The organism is Bacteroides difficilis, from assembly GCF_048319815.1.
Classification (GTDB): Bacteria; Bacteroidota; Bacteroidia; order Bacteroidales; family Bacteroidaceae; genus Bacteroides; species Bacteroides zhangwenhongii.
Window position 1 is genome coordinate 3,263,075 of sequence record NZ_CP182814.1, and the last position, 16,052, is coordinate 3,279,126.

The 16,052-nt window shown below is 46.9% G+C and carries 14 protein-coding genes; 11 read left to right on the forward strand and 3 right to left on the reverse strand.

Translation table 11 applies throughout. From position 1 onward, the window contains the following. The first annotated feature begins 8 nt into the window (after positions 1-8). Positions 9-2,273, forward strand: coding sequence for an ATP-binding protein (locus tag ACNOGP_RS12365; protein ID WP_418214760.1), 2,265 nt, complete (start codon positions 9-11; stop codon positions 2,271-2,273). On the opposite strand, the gene ACNOGP_RS12370 is transcribed toward ACNOGP_RS12365, so the two are convergent. Continuing rightward, entirely contained in the window at positions 2,270-2,683 is a 414-nt protein-coding gene (locus tag ACNOGP_RS12370) for a DUF2721 domain-containing protein (RefSeq protein WP_186926783.1), read from the reverse strand. The two genes, ACNOGP_RS12365 and ACNOGP_RS12370, sit on opposite strands and share 4 nt — an antisense overlap. Positions 2,684-2,767: 84 nt before the next feature. Further along, complete coding sequence (gene kbl, locus ACNOGP_RS12375) at positions 2,768-3,955, reverse strand: glycine C-acetyltransferase (RefSeq protein ID WP_007766349.1); 1,188 nt, start codon at positions 3,953-3,955, stop codon at positions 2,768-2,770. Between the two features lie 136 nt (positions 3,956-4,091). Between kbl and ACNOGP_RS12380 the strand changes: the two genes are divergently transcribed. From ACNOGP_RS12380 to ACNOGP_RS12400, 5 genes are all read left to right on the forward strand, one after another. Continuing rightward, positions 4,092-5,045: an NAD-dependent epimerase/dehydratase family protein gene (locus ACNOGP_RS12380; RefSeq protein WP_186968479.1), complete on the forward strand. Its 954-nt coding sequence runs from the start codon at positions 4,092-4,094 to the stop codon at positions 5,043-5,045. After that, complete coding sequence (locus ACNOGP_RS12385; protein WP_186968478.1) at positions 5,045-5,893, forward strand: DUF4348 domain-containing protein; 849 nt, start codon at positions 5,045-5,047, stop codon at positions 5,891-5,893. The genes ACNOGP_RS12380 and ACNOGP_RS12385 overlap by 1 nt, the downstream gene beginning before the upstream one ends. 20 nt (positions 5,894-5,913) lie before the next feature. Continuing rightward, positions 5,914-6,903 carry a UDP-N-acetylmuramate dehydrogenase gene (murB, locus tag ACNOGP_RS12390; protein WP_373138685.1) on the forward strand — a complete coding sequence of 330 codons (990 nt, stop codon included), beginning with the start codon at positions 5,914-5,916 and terminating at the stop codon, positions 6,901-6,903. Positions 6,904-6,909: 6 nt separating this feature from the next. Then, positions 6,910-7,668, forward strand: a complete 759-nt coding sequence (locus ACNOGP_RS12395; RefSeq protein WP_007748038.1) for an MBL fold metallo-hydrolase — start codon at positions 6,910-6,912, stop codon at positions 7,666-7,668. A gap of 83 nt (positions 7,669-7,751) precedes the next feature. After that, positions 7,752-9,332 (forward strand): DUF3352 domain-containing protein, encoded by a 1,581-nt coding sequence (locus tag ACNOGP_RS12400; RefSeq protein ID WP_195630675.1) that lies wholly within the window; start codon positions 7,752-7,754, stop codon positions 9,330-9,332. 457 nt (positions 9,333-9,789) lie between these two features. Here ACNOGP_RS12400 and ACNOGP_RS12405 read toward each other — a convergent pair whose 3' ends face one another. Continuing rightward, positions 9,790-10,164 carry a DUF3127 domain-containing protein gene (locus ACNOGP_RS12405; protein ID WP_007766361.1) on the reverse strand — a complete coding sequence of 125 codons (375 nt, stop codon included), beginning with the start codon at positions 10,162-10,164 and terminating at the stop codon, positions 9,790-9,792. A gap of 152 nt (positions 10,165-10,316) precedes the next feature. Between ACNOGP_RS12405 and dnaN the strand changes: the two genes are divergently transcribed. The 5 genes from dnaN to rlmB all read left to right on the forward strand — a co-directional run bounded on the left by dnaN (position 10,317) and on the right by rlmB (position 16,048). Then, positions 10,317-11,441, forward strand: a complete 1,125-nt coding sequence (gene dnaN / locus ACNOGP_RS12410; RefSeq protein WP_007748031.1) for a DNA polymerase III subunit beta — start codon at positions 10,317-10,319, stop codon at positions 11,439-11,441. Positions 11,442-11,550: 109 nt separating this feature from the next. Beyond that, positions 11,551-12,330: a 3'-5' exonuclease gene (locus ACNOGP_RS12415; protein WP_007766366.1), complete on the forward strand. Its 780-nt coding sequence runs from the start codon at positions 11,551-11,553 to the stop codon at positions 12,328-12,330. Beyond that, positions 12,330-13,547, forward strand: coding sequence for a bifunctional phosphopantothenoylcysteine decarboxylase/phosphopantothenate--cysteine ligase CoaBC (gene coaBC / locus ACNOGP_RS12420; protein WP_418212927.1), 1,218 nt, complete (start codon positions 12,330-12,332; stop codon positions 13,545-13,547). The genes ACNOGP_RS12415 and coaBC overlap by 1 nt, the downstream gene beginning before the upstream one ends. A 23-nt stretch (positions 13,548-13,570) precedes the next feature. Beyond that, positions 13,571-15,232, forward strand: coding sequence for a DNA repair protein RecN (gene recN, locus ACNOGP_RS12425; RefSeq protein WP_418212928.1), 1,662 nt, complete (start codon positions 13,571-13,573; stop codon positions 15,230-15,232). Positions 15,233-15,304: 72 nt separating this feature from the next. After that, positions 15,305-16,048 carry a 23S rRNA (guanosine(2251)-2'-O)-methyltransferase RlmB gene (gene rlmB / locus ACNOGP_RS12430; RefSeq protein WP_007748020.1) on the forward strand — a complete coding sequence of 248 codons (744 nt, stop codon included), beginning with the start codon at positions 15,305-15,307 and terminating at the stop codon, positions 16,046-16,048. The last annotated feature ends 4 nt before the right edge of the window (positions 16,049-16,052 follow it).

Here is a 16,052-nt window from a genome sequence, read left to right on the forward strand (position 1 = left end):
ATATGGATATGGACAAACACGGACAATGGAGTAATATTTTTGTTACACTTCTATTATTACTAATAGGGTTGAGTAGCTGTTCCCCGAAAGAAGAGCATCGCATATTGGTCATACATTCTTACGAAGAAGCTTATAGCGGTTATCCTGATTATAACAAAATGATTTCCAGACAGTTTGAGAAAAAGAATATAAAAGCGGATATTCGCACACTCTATCTGGATTGTGAGAATTATCTCGAAAAGCAAGAATTGGAAAGAATGTTTCATCTGTTGGATTCTGTGTCTGTAGACTGGAAGCCGGAGGTGATTATAGTAAATGAAGATCAAGCCACTTACTCTTTGTTGAAATGCGGTGCACCGTTAGTAAAGGAAGTTCCTGTTATATTCGGAGGGGTTAACTATCCGAATTGGAAGTTAATAAGTCAATATCCTAACGTGACGGGATTTCATGATAAAATAGATTTCAAGAGGAATATAGCCATAGCTAAAAAAATCTTCGGTAATGCAGTATCGTTATTTACAGTCCTTGACTCCACTTTTCTAGACAATCAGATTAAGCAAGACGCTCGTGAACAGCTGAGAGGATCTAAGGTGATTGGTTTTATTGACTCGATAAAGACTGTGCGTACTCCCAAACAAGAATTGCAAATAAAATTGAAAGAAGGATATACGCACTTTCTTGCAGTTTCCGCACGTGTTTCCGGGAAGAATGATGTTAGTTTGATGTGGATACTGAACAGAAGTTATCGTGAGCGGTGTTACATTCAGCTAAAGCGTGATTTCACTACAGAGAATTTTGGTAATGTATGTATGAATCCCTGTTTGACCGCTATCAATGAGGGGTTTGGATATGGAGAGAAGCTAATTGGAGGTTACCTGACCACATTGCCTGTTCAAGTGGAAGAAGAAGTCAATGCCGCAGTTTGTATTTTGCATGGAACGTCTCCTTTGGATATTCCTATAGCCGAAAGTCGTAAAGAGTATGTGGCAGACTGGAATGCTATGCTGCGGATGGGATTAAGGAGCGAAAGAATTCCTTCCGACTTTACAATTATAAATATACCTTTTAATAAGAGATATCCTTTGTTATGGGGGAGTATACTAATTACTTCAATCATACTACTTCTCTTTCTTTTTGCTTGTTTGTGGTGGCTTTATCTCCGTGAGCAGAGAAGGAAAAAACAGGCACTTTGTGCGTTAGCCCATGAAAAAGAAACATTAGCATTGGCCATTGCAGGGGGAGCAACATACGCTTGGCAACTGGAGACGAAAACATTTGTTTTTGAAGATGCATTTTGGCATTCGCAAGGAATATCCCCTCGGAAACTGACATTCGAAGAACTCAAACATTTAATTCATCCCGACTATTGGGAGAGTGTGCAAATTAGTTGGAAGAACCTGCAAAATGCACGGAAGAAAATAGCGCAACTTCCTTGTAACTTTGACGGAAAGGGTTATCAATGGTGGGAATTTCGTTATAGTACCAACCCGATTGGAGGAGGGCAGTACAAAACTGCGGGATTATTACAGAACGTGCAAAAAGTAAAGGATAGGGAGGAGGAGTTGGAAGCGGCACGTTTGCTAGCTGAGAAAGCCGAACTCAAACAATCTTTTCTGGCGAATATGAGCCATGAAATACGCACTCCACTAAACTCAATTGTCGGCTTCTCCAATATTCTGGCGGTAGAAGAGGATTTAACTCCCGAAGAACGGGAAGAATATGTAGATACCATAAATAAAAATAGCGAACTATTGCTTAAACTGGTGAATGATATTTTGGAACTTTCCCGTATCGAATCCGACTATATGTCTTTTGTCTATCGGCGGTATCAGGTAAAAGATTTGATTGATGATGTCTATTCCACACATCAAGTACTTATTTCTCCACGTTTGGAATTTCTGAAAGAGACGGAAGAAATAGCTTTAGAAATAAATGTGGATAGAGACCGCTTGATACAAGTACTTACCAATTTCTTGAATAATGCGGAAAAGTTTACGGAAAGCGGTACTATCAGAGTAGGATATCATTATTTCTCCGACGAAAGTAAAGTTGAAATCTATGTTGAAGATACTGGTCGTGGCATACCATTGGAAGAACAACGGATGATATTCGGTCGTTTCTATAAGCAGAATGAGTTTTCGCAGGGTGCGGGATTAGGACTTTCCATCTGTAAAGTGATTATAGAGAAATTGGGTGGAACGGTTACCCTTCAATCCGAGGTCGGTAAAGGAAGTCGTTTTGCTGTGATCCTTCCCTGTTGGGTGGTGGCTTAATGATTAGCTCTGCTCTTTCCCTTCTCCATCGTTCCCAGATAAATCTCCAGCGAACGGGTGGAAATCTGTATTTCGCGGAAAGACACGCCCAATGAAGCGATAAGCAACAGCAGAGCCACTCCGAATACATAGGCGGACAGCAGTTGCAGTCCGATATAAATGAAAAACATACTGACCACACAGAGAAACAGGCTCGCAATTCCCAGTCCTTGCATGGTGCGGGTCAGATTCAAACGTTTTCGTAAGTTCTCTATTTGTGCTACCGTGATATCCGTAGGATTCTCCATATAGCGGTCGCGTAACTGCCGCACAAGCTGTGCGTACGATAAGAAACGATTGGTGTAAGCCAATAAAATCAGTGAGACTGCCGAGAAAAGAAGGGCAGGAGTCGTGAGAGTCAGTTCTTCCATATATAAATAAAAAAATCTTCCATTGTTATCTTGTCGGCACTTCTAATGCACCCCAACAATAACAATGGAAGACATGAAAAAGTTTTATTTCAATACGCCGAGTTCTTTACCCACTTTGATAAAGGCAGCGATACATTTGTCGAGATGAGCCTTCTCGTGTCCTGCAGAGATTTGCACACGGATACGCGCCTGTTCCTTCGGAACCACCGGATAATAGAATCCGGTCACGTAAATACCCTCTTCCTGCATACGTGCAGCATAAACCTGAGACAACTTCGCATCATACAGCATAACAGCGCATATCGCACTCTGCGTCGGTTTGATATCAAATCCGGCAGCGGTCATCTTGTCGCGGAAGTAATTCACGTTCTCTACGAGCTTGTCGTGCAGCGCATTGCTTTCTTTCAGCATTTTGAACACCTCAAGGCTGGCACCGATAATGCCCGGAGCCAATGAATTAGAAAACAGATACGGACGGCTGCGTTGACGCAACAGGTCGATAATCTCTTTGCGGCCTGTCGTAAATCCTCCCAGCGCACCACCAAAAGCTTTGCCCAGCGTTCCGGTGTAAATATCCACGCGGCCGTGTGTCTTATACAATTCGCTGACCCCGTGACCGGTGGCGCCTACCACTCCTGCCGAGTGAGACTCGTCTACCATCACCAGTGCATCATATTTCTCGGCCAGATCGCAAATCTGATCCATCGGAGCTACATTGCCATCCATAGAGAACACACCGTCCGTCACGACAATACGGAAACGTTGCGCCTGCGCTTCTTGCAGACATCTTTCCAAATCCTTCATATCGGCATTGGCATAACGATAGCGTTTCGCTTTACACAGACGCACACCGTCGATGATGGAAGCGTGGTTCAGCGAGTCCGAGATAATCGCATCCTCTTCGGTGAAGAGCGGTTCGAACACCCCGCCGTTCGCATCGAAGCAGGCAGCATATAGAATCGTGTCTTCTGTCTGGAAATAGTCGGAAATAGCCGCTTCCAGTTCTTTATGAATATCCTGTGTCCCACAGATAAAACGGACGGATGACATACCGTATCCTCGGCGATTCATCATCTCTTGGGAAGCCTTGATCAATCGGGGGTGATTGGACAGTCCCAAGTAATTGTTGGCACAGAAGTTCAGTACCTCTTTACCTTTTACTGTAATGGCAGCTTGCTGCGCACTCTCAATCAGGCGTTCTTCTTTGTAAAGTCCGGCCTCCTTGATTTCAGCCAATGTCTGGCTGAGGAATTCTTGCATTTTACCGTACATGGTGTTTATGTGATTAAGTTATATTGCAAAGGACACAATTTTTCTTGGAATAACAATGTCTTTTTGATTAAAATCTGAAAAAAAAGTGCTTACTTTGCGCACTATTTAAGCTTATTATTCTAAGTCAGAAGAAAAAATGGAACACATTTTGATTATTGGAGCTACCGGACAGATCGGGTCCGAACTTACAATGGAGTTACGCAAACGCTATGGAAATACAAATGTTGTAGCAGGTTATATACCGGGTGCAGAGCCTAAAGGAGAATTGAAAGAGTCCGGTCCTTCGGCGATTGCCGATGTGACGGATGCGCAGGCGGTGGCATCTGTGGTAAAAGAGTATCACATTGATACGATTTATAATTTGGCTGCACTGTTGTCCGTAGTTGCCGAGTCGAAACCCAAATTGGCTTGGAAGATAGGTATTGATGGATTATGGAATGTGCTGGAAGTGGCACGTGAACAAGGATGCGCGGTGTTCACTCCCAGTTCTATCGGCTCGTTTGGTGCAAGTACGCCTCACACCAAGACGCCGCAAGACACGATCCAGCGTCCGCGTACCATGTATGGAGTCACGAAAGTAACGACAGAGTTGCTGAGCGACTACTATTTTAATAAATACGGTGTCGATACCCGTGCTGTCCGTTTTCCGGGCATTATTTCGAATGTGACCCCTCCGGGAGGAGGTACGACCGACTATGCTGTCGATATTTACTATTCGGCAGTGAAAGGAGAGAAGTTTGTGTGCCCCATTAAGCAAGGCACTTTGATGGATATGATGTATATGCCGGATGCGCTGAACGCGGCGATCACACTGATGGAAGCCGATCCGGCAAGACTGATACACCGCAATGCTTTCAATATCGCTTCCATGAGTTTCGACCCGGAAACGATATATCAGGCAATCAAGAAGCACGTGCCGCAGTTTGAGATGGTTTATGAAATAGACCCCTTGAAGCAGCGCATAGCCGATAGCTGGCCCGACAGTCTGGACGACACTTGTGCCCGCGAAGAGTGGGGGTGGAAGCCCGCCTACGATTTGGAAAGCATGACGGTGGATATGCTTGAAAAGTTACGAGAGAAATTAAAATAATGAAAAAACTAATTGCAGGGGTCATATTGCTCGGTATACTGAGTTCCTGTGGAAACAAGAAAGCTAAGATTGACCCCTTCGCATCTATTACAAAAGAGGTGGATTCCATCCGGTACAAAACCGATTCAATCCACCAGGAAGAATTGCCGGAAGAGCCGCAGCCTATACAGGCCGACGAGTCTTTCGACGATTTTATCTATAATTTTGCCTCCGACGACGTGTTGCAGCGTCAGCGTGTGAAGTTTCCGTTGCCCTACTACAATGGAGACAAGAAGCTGAACATCGACGAACACCATTGGAAGCATGACGACTTATTTACCAAGCAGCATTACTATACGCTCCTGTTTGATAAAGAAGAAGATATGGATTTAGTAGGAGATACTGCGCTTACCTCTGTGCAAGTGGAGTGGATATTCGTGAAGACACGGATGATGAAAAAGTATTACTTTGAACGCATCAAAGGAGCGTGGATGCTGGAAGCCATCAATTTGCGTCCTATCGAGCAGGACGACGATGAGGACTTTGTGGAGTTCTTCGGCCGTTTTGCCGTCGACAGCCTTTTTCAGAGCCGGCGCATACGCGAACCGTTGATTTTTGTTACCAGCGATCCGGATGACGACTTCTCCATTTTGGAGACAACGCTCGACCGGGACCAATGGTTTGCCTTCAAGCCGGAACTTCCTTCTGAACGCCTCTCCAATATCAACTACGGACAGAGAAACGACGATAACTCGACAACGAAGATTCTTGCGTTGAAAGGTATCGGCAACGGTTTCTCCAACATCCTGTACTTCCGTCGGAAAGCCGGAGGATGGGAGCTGTATAAGTTTGAAGACACCAGTATATAACCTTTTTAAACAGATAGATTATGTATTCTCTTTTGCCCTACAATACCTTCGGCATTGATGTCAGTGCCTCCCGTTTTCTGGAATACGCCTCAGTAGCGGAACTGAAGGAGTGTATTGCGCAAGGTGCCGTTACGACACCTTTTTTGCATATTGGCGGCGGCAGCAATCTGCTGTTTACCAAAGACTACGACGGGCTGATACTGCATTCCCGCATCGGAGGTATCGAAGTGACGGCCGAAGACTCTCAGACCGTATCCCTGCGTGTCGGCGCGGGAGTTGTGTGGGATGATTTTGTAGCCTGTTGCGTGGAGCATGGATGGTATGGAGCGGAGAATCTTTCGTTGATTCCCGGTGAGGTGGGAGCGAGTGCCGTGCAAAATATCGGAGCCTACGGAGTGGAGGTGAAAGACCTGATAACGGCGGTAGAGACAGTGAACATTCAAGGATACGAGCGTGTTTACTCTGTCGAAGAATGCGAATATGCCTATCGCAACAGCATTTTCAAGCGTCCTGAGAACAAATCCGTTTTTGTCACCTATGTCCGTTTCCGCCTTAGTAAAGAAGAACGGTACACGCTGGACTATGGAACGATCCGCCAGGAACTTGCAAAGTATCCTGCACCGACATTGCCCATTGTCCGTAAAGTGATCATTGAGATTCGCGAAAGCAAACTGCCCGACCCGAAAGTGACGGGAAATGCAGGCAGTTTCTTTATGAACCCCATTGTGGCGAAAGAAAAGCTGGAAGCCTTGCAGCGGGATTATCCCCGCATACCTTACTATGAGCTTCCTGACGGGCGTGTGAAAATCCCTGCCGGATGGATGATCGACCAATGCGGATGGAAAGGAAAATCCTTAGGACCCGCCGCCGTCCACGATAAACAAGCATTGGTGTTGGTGAATCGGGGTGGAGCGAAAGGCAGTGACGTTATCGCACTCTCAGATGCGGTGCGGGCTTCGGTACGCGATAAATTCGGTATCGATATCCACCCGGAAGTAAACGTAATTTAATGAAGTATGAAGGTAAGAATCATTGGAAGTGGAACATCGACAGGAGTGCCCCAGATTGGTTGCACGTGTGCAGTTTGTACTTCTGCCGATCCGAAAGATAACAGGTTGCGTGCCTCTGCCATTGTAGAGACGGAAGATGCGCGCATATTGATAGATTGCGGTCCCGACTTCCGGGAGCAAGTACTGCATCTCCCTTTCGAGAAGATAGACGGAGTGCTCATTACGCATGAACATTACGACCATGTGGGCGGGCTGGACGATCTTCGCCCGTTCTGCCAGTTTGGTTCAGTTCCTATCTATGCGGAAGAATACGTGGCACGCGGATTGCGTTCGCGTATGCCCTATTGTTTTGTGGAACATTCGTATCCCGGTGTCCCTAATATCCCTTTGCAAGAGATTGTGGCGGGACAACCCTTTTACATAAACCATACCGAAGTGCTTCCCTTGCGTGTGATGCACGGGCGATTGCCGATTCTCGGATACCGGATCGGAAAACTCGGTTATATCACCGATATGCTGACCATGCCCGAAGAATCCTATGAACAATTGGCAGGCGTGGATGTTCTGATTGTGAATGCACTCCGCATAGCCCCGCATCCTACACATCAGAATCTGGAGGCGGCTTTGGCGGTTGCGCGGCGCATTCAGGCAAAGAAGACATACTTTATACACATGAGTCATGATATGGGCTTGCATGCCGAAGCTGAACGGAGACTTCCGGAGAATATTCACCTGGCATTTGACGGATTGGAAATCCTTCTTTAATTGTCGGTGAATTTTTTAGCAAAAGTTTTGTTTTCTTTGTAGAAATTATTATTTTTGCACCGAGCCGATAAACAGCGAATATTATGAAACTTCGTACGATAGTGAAAATAGCGGTCACTTCTTCTGTTGTACTTCTGTGCGCAGGTTTCGTCATGTACTCTTTTTTCAGGCTGTCGGCGGCTGACGGACAGAGAAATTTCAATCTTTACGAGCTGGTTCCCGCCACTACTTCGGCAGTGTTTGCTACTGATGATGTACTTGAGTTTGTGACTGAAACCGACAATCTGACTTGCAGCAAAGAACGGCAATACCTGTATGTATCCAAGCTGTTTTCCTACTTAAAACATTCCCTGTACGAACTTTCCGAAGATAGTCCCCACGGATTGAGTCGGCAAATGAATCAAATGCTGATAAGTTTCCATGCTCCGGACAGCGAACGCGACCAAGTGCTCTATTGCAGATTGGGAGAAGGAGATAAGGAGTTGATAGACAGATTCGTGCAAAAATATATTTCATCACTCTATCCGCCGAAAACCTTCGATTACAAAGGAGAAAAGATAACAATCTACCCGATGGCGGACGGTGATTTCCTCGCTTGCTATCTCACGTCCGATTTCATGGCGTTGAGCTTCCAGAAAAAACTGATAGAAGAAGTAGTCGACACCTACAAGAAGGGAGATTCTCTGGCGGATGATCCTGCTTTCATGCAGATAAACGCACCGAAAAAAAGCAGAGCGGTCGCTACCATTTATACCCGTGTGAACGGCATGATAGGGTGGACGGAGTTTGACATGAAGATGAAGGACGATTATGTCTATTTTACAGGTGTCAGCCATGATCCGGATACCTGTTTCGCCTTTGTCAACCAGCTTCGGCAACAAGAATCTGTCAAAGGATTTCCGGGCGAAGTGTTGCCTTCCACCACTTTCTATTTTAGCAAGCAAAGCGTTACGGACTGGACCTCTCTGCTTGCCTATGGCGACAGTCGTGAATATATACCGGCAGGGGTGGACGATGATAGCGGAATGCAGGAAAGAAACCGTGAAATCTCGCGCTATCTGATGGAAAACACCGGGCATGATTTGGTGACCTGTCTTTTCCAGCGGGAAGATACATTGCGGGATGCGGCGGCTGTGCTGAGTCTTTCTGTACCCGATGTGACGGAGGCTGAGAGGATGATGCGCTCCCTGACAAATACGGCATCCGCTGTAGAAAGGCATAAGAATCCCCGTATAACTTTTTGTTATACTGCGGATAAAGCCTATCCTGTCTACCGACTGCCTCAGACAACGTTGTTTACGCAACTTTCCAGTTTCGTGGAGCCGACTTCGGAACTGTACGCTGCCTTTTATGCCGGTCGTTTATTATTAGCACCGGACGAAGACAGTCTGTCGGACTATATACTCCGGTTGGATAAAGGCGAAGTGCTTGACGGTGCTGTTACCTATAAAGCGGGGATGAGTAACCTGTCCGATTCCTATCACTTTATGCTGATGGCGGATTTCGAACACCTCTTCCGGCAAGTGGAAAAACAGGTCTGTTTCGTGCCCGATTTCTTTGTGCGCAATGCGGAATTTTTTCGCAATTTCATACTTTTTGCTCAGTTCACTTGTGCTGATGAAGTGGCATATCCCACCATCGTTTTGAAGTATAAAGCTGACTAAAGACAAGCTGGAAAAATCATTTCGGGTTGATTGGAAAAAGATTTCCGAACTGAGAAAAACCGGATTTGAAAAGAGGAAAAACAGGTGAAAAAACTACCTGCGAAAAAACGCTGCTTTTGCAAAAACTAAAAGCGCTGAAACGCCTTCTGGCAGGGCGCAAAAACCCAACCATAACCCAACCATAACCCAAGAGAAGAGAAAAGAAGAGATTAGAAGAGAATAGAAATACTATCAGCGATAGTATTTCTGGGTTTTGGTTGCCGACGTTATTGCTGACCTTTTTTCACCTGTGGGCTTATTTCCCTGAGCCCGTGTCCGGGTGTTGTTCATCTGTGGGCTGAGAGGTGTTTACCTGTGGGCGGAATCTTTACAAAGTGCGGGCATAAAAAAACTCCCGGCAAAAATCAAATTCACCGGGAGTTTTTCAGTGCGTATCGTTACGCCTTGATTTTTTTGTTTAGAAAGGCAGATCGTCTTTCGCGTCGCCCGGAGTAAATTCCGGAGTAGCGGACGGAGCCGGAGGAGGAACGGGAGCACCCGGAGCCATTGGAGCGCCTGCGCCTACACGTTCGACTTTCCATGCACGGATACTGTTGAACCAGCGATCCTGCCATTGACGGGCGTCAACATCAAATGATACGGTCAGTTCTTCGCCCATTTGAATATTGAACTGCTCGATTTTGTCTGCGCCGAATACGTCGAAACACATTTTACGCGGATATTGGTCGTGATTTTCGATAACGAACTCTTGTGATTTCCACTCGTTGCCGCTTGTTCTTGATACTCCACCTCTCGGAGGGAGAATAGCGATGATTTTTCCTGTAAATTCCATTGCGATTAATTTAAATTCTGCGGCGAAGTTACGACTTTTTAGGAATATCCCTCACACAAAGACTGTTTTTTCTTTTGTTTTATTGGGTTGCCCGAATCTTTTTTCGTAACTTTGTGCGTTAGAATATTTAAAACTTAAATACACGAAAATATATGAAATTTATCGTTTCAAGTACTGCTCTTTCTAGCCATTTACAGGCTATAAGCCGCGTGATCAATTCGAAAAACGCATTGCCTATCCTCGATTGTTTTCTCTTCGAACTGGAAGATGGAACATTGTCTGTCACCGTATCCGACAGCGAGACAACGATGGTTACTACCGTAGAAGTGAATGAAAGCGATACGAACGGACGTTTTGCCGTAGTGGCGAAAACGTTGCTGGATGCACTGAAAGAGATTCCGGAACAGCCATTGACGTTTGACGTCAACCCGGACAATTATGAAATTACGGTGCAGTATCAGAACGGAAAATATAGTCTGATGGGACAGAATGCGGACGAATTCCCTCAGTCGGCTACATTGGGAGACAATGCAGTTCGCGTGGAGATGGAAGCGGAAGTGCTTCTGGGAGGTATCAACCGCTCGGTATTCGCGACTGCCGACGACGAACTCCGTCCGGTGATGAACGGTATTTATTTTGATATTACGACAGAAGACATCACGATGGTCGCATCGGACGGTCATAAGCTGGTGCGTTGCAAGACATTGGCGGCTAAAGGCAACGAGCGTGCGGCGTTCATCCTGCCGAAGAAACCGGCTACGCTGCTCAAGAATCTTCTGCCGAAAGAACAGGGCATGGTGACAATCGAATTCGACGAACGCAACGCCGTGTTCATGCTCGAAAGCTATCGCATGGTTTGCCGTCTGATCGAAGGGCGTTATCCGAACTACAACTCGGTAATTCCTCAAAACAACCCTCATAAGTTGACCGTAGACCGCCAGCAGCTGATGGGAGCTTTGCGCCGTGTGTCTATCTTCTCCTCGCAGGCAAGCAGCTTGATCAAGCTCCGTATGCAGGAAAACCAGATTGTCATTTCCGCGCAGGACATCGACTTCTCCACCTCTGCCGAAGAAACACAAGTATGCCAATATGCGGGAGCTGCCATGAGTATCGGATTCAAATCTACGTTCCTGATCGACATCCTGAACAACATTTCCGCAGACGAAGTTATTATCGAATTGGCCGATCCCTCACGAGCCGGAGTAATCATTCCCGTAGAGCAGGAAGAGAACGAAGACTTGCTGATGTTGCTGATGCCGATGATGCTGAATGATTAATACGTTTCACCACAGATTAACACAGATTCACACAGATTTTACTTCTCCTAAAGAAAAATATCTGTGTGAATCTGTGTTAATCTGTGGTGACTCAATAAAATAACCAGAAATGAAATTAAATTTGAAAAATCCCATCGTCTTTTTCGATCTTGAGACGACCGGAACCAATATCAACACAGACCGTATTGTTGAAATCTGTTATTTGAAAGTTTATCCGAACGGGAATGAGGAAGCCAAGACTTTGCGTATCAATCCGGAGATGCATATTCCCGAAGCCTCTTCCGCCGTGCATGGCATTTACGATGCGGACGTAGCGGATTGCCCTACTTTCAAGGAAGTGGCAAAGAGCATTGCCCGCGACATTGAAGGATGCGATTTGGCAGGATTCAACTCCAACCGTTTCGACATTCCTGTGCTGGCGGAAGAATTTCTGCGTGCGGGAGTGGATATCGACATGACGAAGCGCAAATTTGTGGACGTGCAGGTGATTTTCCACAAAATGGAGCAACGCACCCTTTCGGCCGCCTACAAATTCTACTGCGAAAAGAATCTGGAGGACGCGCATACGGCGGAGGCGGACACACGTGCCACTTACGAGGTGCTGAAAGCGCAGCTCGACCGCTATGACGAGTTGCAGAACGATATCGCGTTTCTGGCGGACTACTCCAGCTATTCCAAGAATGTAGACTTTGCCGGTCGCATGGTCTATGATGATAATGGAGTGGAAGTATTCAACTTCGGAAAGTACAAAGGAATGTCTGTAGCTGAGGTCTTGAAGAAAGATCCCGGATATTACAGTTGGATTTTGAACAGTGATTTCACGCTGAATACGAAAGCGGTATTGACAAAAATCCGTCTGCGTGAAATGAGCAATCTGATAACGAAATAATGCTAAAAGGAAAAAAGATAATTCTTGGAATTACCGGCAGTATTGCCGCGTATAAGGCTTGCTACATCATTCGTGGGCTTATCAGGCAGGGAGCGGAAGTGCAGGTCGTGATTACTCCGGCGGGAAAAGAATTTATTACTCCCATCACTCTTTCGGCGTTGACCAGCAAGCCGGTCATTAGCGAGTTTTTCGCACAGCGCGACGGAACGTGGAACAGCCACGTGGACTTGGGGCTGTGGGCGGATGCCATGTTGATTGCTCCCGCCACCGCCTCTACCATCGGCAAGATGGCAAACGGGATAGCCGACAATATGCTGATTACAACCTATCTTTCGGCCAAAGCTCCGGTGTTTGTCGCTCCGGCAATGGATCTCGATATGTATGCGCATCCTTCTACCCAAAAGAATCTGGATATTCTCCGTTCGTTCGGCAATCATATCATCGAGCCGGGTACGGGAGAGCTTGCCAGCCACTTGGTGGGGAAGGGGCGGATGGAAGAACCGGAAAATATCATCCGGGTATTGGACGAGTTTTTTGCCGCAAACGGTGAGCTGAAAGGAAAGAAGATCATGATTACAGCCGGACCGACGTACGAGAAGATTGATCCCGTCCGTTTCATCGGCAACTATTCTTCCGGGAAGATGGGATTTGCTTTGGCGGAAGAATGCGCCCGTCGTGGTGCGGAGGTGACGTTGATTGCGGGTCCCGTGCAACTGGAAACACGGCACTCCCGTATTCGCCGGATCGATGTGGAATCGGCGGAGGAAATGTATGCGGCTTCGCAAGCGTGTTTCTTCGATTCCGACGCAGCCATACTGTGTGCCGCGGTAGCCGATTTCCGTCCGGAAATGGTGGCCGGCAAGAAGATCAAGCGCGAGAAAGAAGAAGAGCTGACGCTGCATCTTCGGGCAACCAAAGATATTGCCGCCAGTCTGGGGGCTGTCAAAAGAAAAGACCAGTTGTTGGTAGGCTTTGCCCTCGAAACGAACAACGAGCAGCAGAATGCCGAAGGAAAACTCGAACGGAAGAACTTCGATTTTATCGTGCTCAACTCTCTGAACGACGCGGGAGCCGGTTTCCGTCATGATACCAACAAAATCAGTATCATCGACCGGAAAGGCCGTACCGACTATCCGCTCAAGTCGAAGATAAAAGTGGCCGTCGATATTATAGACCGCCTGTCTAATGAATTAAAACACTTAACTCTCAACTCTTAACTCTCAACTCTCAACTTATTCAAATGTTACGTTCACTATACATTCAGAATTACGCATTGATAGAGAAACTGGATATTAGTTTCGACACCGGCTTTTCCGTTATTACAGGTGAGACGGGAGCCGGGAAATCAATTATTCTGGGAGCCATCGGGCTGCTGCTCGGACAGCGTGCCGATGTAAAGTCAATTCGTCGCGGAGCTTCTAAATGTATCATAGAAGCTCGTTTTGATATATCAGCTTATGGGATGCGCCCGTTTTTTGAAGACAATGAGCTGGAATATGATGAAGAGTGCATTTTGCGTCGTGAAGTGCAGGCGTCCGGTAAGAGTCGGGCGTTTATCAATGATACGCCCGCTTCGTTGGCGCAGGTGAAGGAGTTGGGAGAGCAGTTGATTGACGTGCATTCACAACATCAGAATCTGTTGCTCAACAAGGAAGGCTTTCAGTTGAATGTACTTGATATTCTGGCGCATAACGACACTGCGTTGGAGAAATACCACACCTGTTATGCCGGATGGAAACAGACGGAACGCGAATTGGCGGAGTTAGTCTCGCTTGCCGAGAAAAGCCATTCGGACGAAGATTACATCCGTTTCCAATTGGAGCAACTCGAAGAAGCCCGTCTTGTGGAAGGAGAGCAGGAGGAGTTGGAACAGGAAGCCGAAATACTGAGCCATGCGGAGGAAATCAAGGCAGGGCTTTACCGGGTGGAGCAGGTGTTCGCCTCAGACGAAGGAGGACTGCTTTCTTATCTGAAGGACAATCTGAACACGCTGAACAATCTGCAAAAAGTCTACCAGCCTGCCAAAGAACTGGCGGAACGTATGGAGAGCGCTTATATCGAACTGAAAGATATCGCGCATGAAATCTCTTCGCAGGGTGAATCGGTGGAGTTCAACCCGGCACGGCTGGAGGAAGTGAACGAGCGTCTGAACTTGATTTATTCCTTGCAGCAGAAACATCGGGTACAGACGCTTGATGAGTTGCTGGCTTTGGCGGAAGAATACCGTGTCAAACTGTCCGACATCACTTCATACGATGAACGGATTGCCGAATGGACCGTCCGCAAGGAGGAACAGTTCAAACAGGTGAAGCAGCAGGCTGCCTTGCTGACCAAAGCCCGCGTCAAGGCTGCCCGTGAGGTGGAAAAGCAGTTGGCCACCCGTCTGATTCCGTTGGGAATGCCGAATGTCCGTTTCCAGGTGGAGATGGGATTGAAGAAAGAACCCGGATTGCAGGGAGAAGATACGGTCAGCTTCTTGTTTTCCGCCAACAAGAACGGTACATTGCAGAATATTTCTTCTGTGGCTTCGGGGGGTGAGATAGCCCGTGTCATGCTTTCCATCAAAGCCATGATCGCGGGAGCCGTGAAGTTACCGACCATCGTGTTTGATGAGATAGATACCGGAGTTTCCGGTGAGATAGCCGACCGCATGGCGGATATGATGCAGGAGATGGGCGAGCAGAACCGTCAGGTGATCAGCATTACCCACCTGCCGCAGATTGCCGCTCGTGGACGGGCGCATTATAAGGTGTACAAGAAAGATAGCGATACGGAAACCAACAGCCATATCCGCCGTCTTACTGATGAGGAGCGGGTGGAGGAGATAGCCCATATGTTGAGTGGCGCCACTTTGACCGAAGCCGCGCTTAGCAACGCCAAGGCGCTGTTGAACAGTGATTAGCGGTGTGTCATTGCCGTTACGGTAATGTATAAATAGTAATTCGTAAATATAGTACAATAGTAAATAAATAAGATGCTTGACAAAAGTGAAATGATTTTCGGCGTTCGTGCCGTGATAGAGGCCATTCAGGCTGGAAAAGAAATAGATAAAATCCTCGTGAAGAAAGATATTCAGAGTGATCTTTCCAAAGAGCTTTTTGCAGCTTTGAAAGGTACGCTGATACCCGTTCAGCGTGTTCCGGTGGAGCGTATCAACCGTATCACCCGGAAGAATCATCAGGGTGTGATCGCTTTCATTTCTTCCGTGACTTATCAGAAGACGGAGGATCTTGTTCCTTTCCTGTTTGAGCAAGGCAAGAATCCGTTTTTTGTAATGTTGGACGGAGTGACTGATGTCCGCAATTTCGGCGCGATTGCCCGTACTTGCGAATGTGCCGCCGTAGATGCGGTGATTATTCCCGCGCGTGGCAGCGCGTCGGTAAATGCCGATGCGGTGAAAACATCGGCGGGAGCGTTGCATACGCTTCCCGTATGTCGCGAACAGAGCTTGCGTTCGACGCTTCAGTATCTGAAAGACAGCGGCTTCCGTATTGTGGCGGCTACCGAAAAGGGAGATTACGATTATACGAAAGCTGATTATACGGGACCGTTGTGCATCATTATGGGAGCGGAGGATACAGGGGTGTCATACGATAACCTGGCGCTCTGCGACGAATGGGTGAAGATACCGATGCTGGGCACTATCGAGTCATTGAATGTCTCCGTAGCTGCGGGTATCTTGATTTACGAGGCGGTGAAACAAAGAAATAATGAGTAATATT

Coding starts and splice junctions, on each gene's coding strand:
- ACNOGP_RS12400 (WP_195630675.1), top strand. CDS start 7,752: ATGAAACTTCGTACGATAGTGAAAATAGCGGTCACTTCTTCTGTTGTA.
- murB (WP_373138685.1), top strand. CDS start 5,914: ATGTATTCTCTTTTGCCCTACAATACCTTCGGCATTGATGTCAGTGCC.
- rlmB (WP_007748020.1), top strand. CDS start 15,305: ATGCTTGACAAAAGTGAAATGATTTTCGGCGTTCGTGCCGTGATAGAG.
- ACNOGP_RS12380 (WP_186968479.1), top strand. CDS start 4,092: ATGGAACACATTTTGATTATTGGAGCTACCGGACAGATCGGGTCCGAA.
- dnaN (WP_007748031.1), top strand. CDS start 10,317: ATGAAATTTATCGTTTCAAGTACTGCTCTTTCTAGCCATTTACAGGCT.
- ACNOGP_RS12385 (WP_186968478.1), top strand. CDS start 5,045: ATGAAAAAACTAATTGCAGGGGTCATATTGCTCGGTATACTGAGTTCC.
- coaBC (WP_418212927.1), top strand. CDS start 12,330: ATGCTAAAAGGAAAAAAGATAATTCTTGGAATTACCGGCAGTATTGCC.
- ACNOGP_RS12370 (WP_186926783.1), bottom strand. CDS start 2,683: ATGGAAGAACTGACTCTCACGACTCCTGCCCTTCTTTTCTCGGCAGTC.
- kbl (WP_007766349.1), bottom strand. CDS start 3,955: ATGTACGGTAAAATGCAAGAATTCCTCAGCCAGACATTGGCTGAAATC.
- ACNOGP_RS12405 (WP_007766361.1), bottom strand. CDS start 10,164: ATGGAATTTACAGGAAAAATCATCGCTATTCTCCCTCCGAGAGGTGGA.
- ACNOGP_RS12365 (WP_418214760.1), top strand. CDS start 9: ATGGACAAACACGGACAATGGAGTAATATTTTTGTTACACTTCTATTA.
- recN (WP_418212928.1), top strand. CDS start 13,571: ATGTTACGTTCACTATACATTCAGAATTACGCATTGATAGAGAAACTG.
- ACNOGP_RS12395 (WP_007748038.1), top strand. CDS start 6,910: ATGAAGGTAAGAATCATTGGAAGTGGAACATCGACAGGAGTGCCCCAG.
- ACNOGP_RS12415 (WP_007766366.1), top strand. CDS start 11,551: ATGAAATTAAATTTGAAAAATCCCATCGTCTTTTTCGATCTTGAGACG.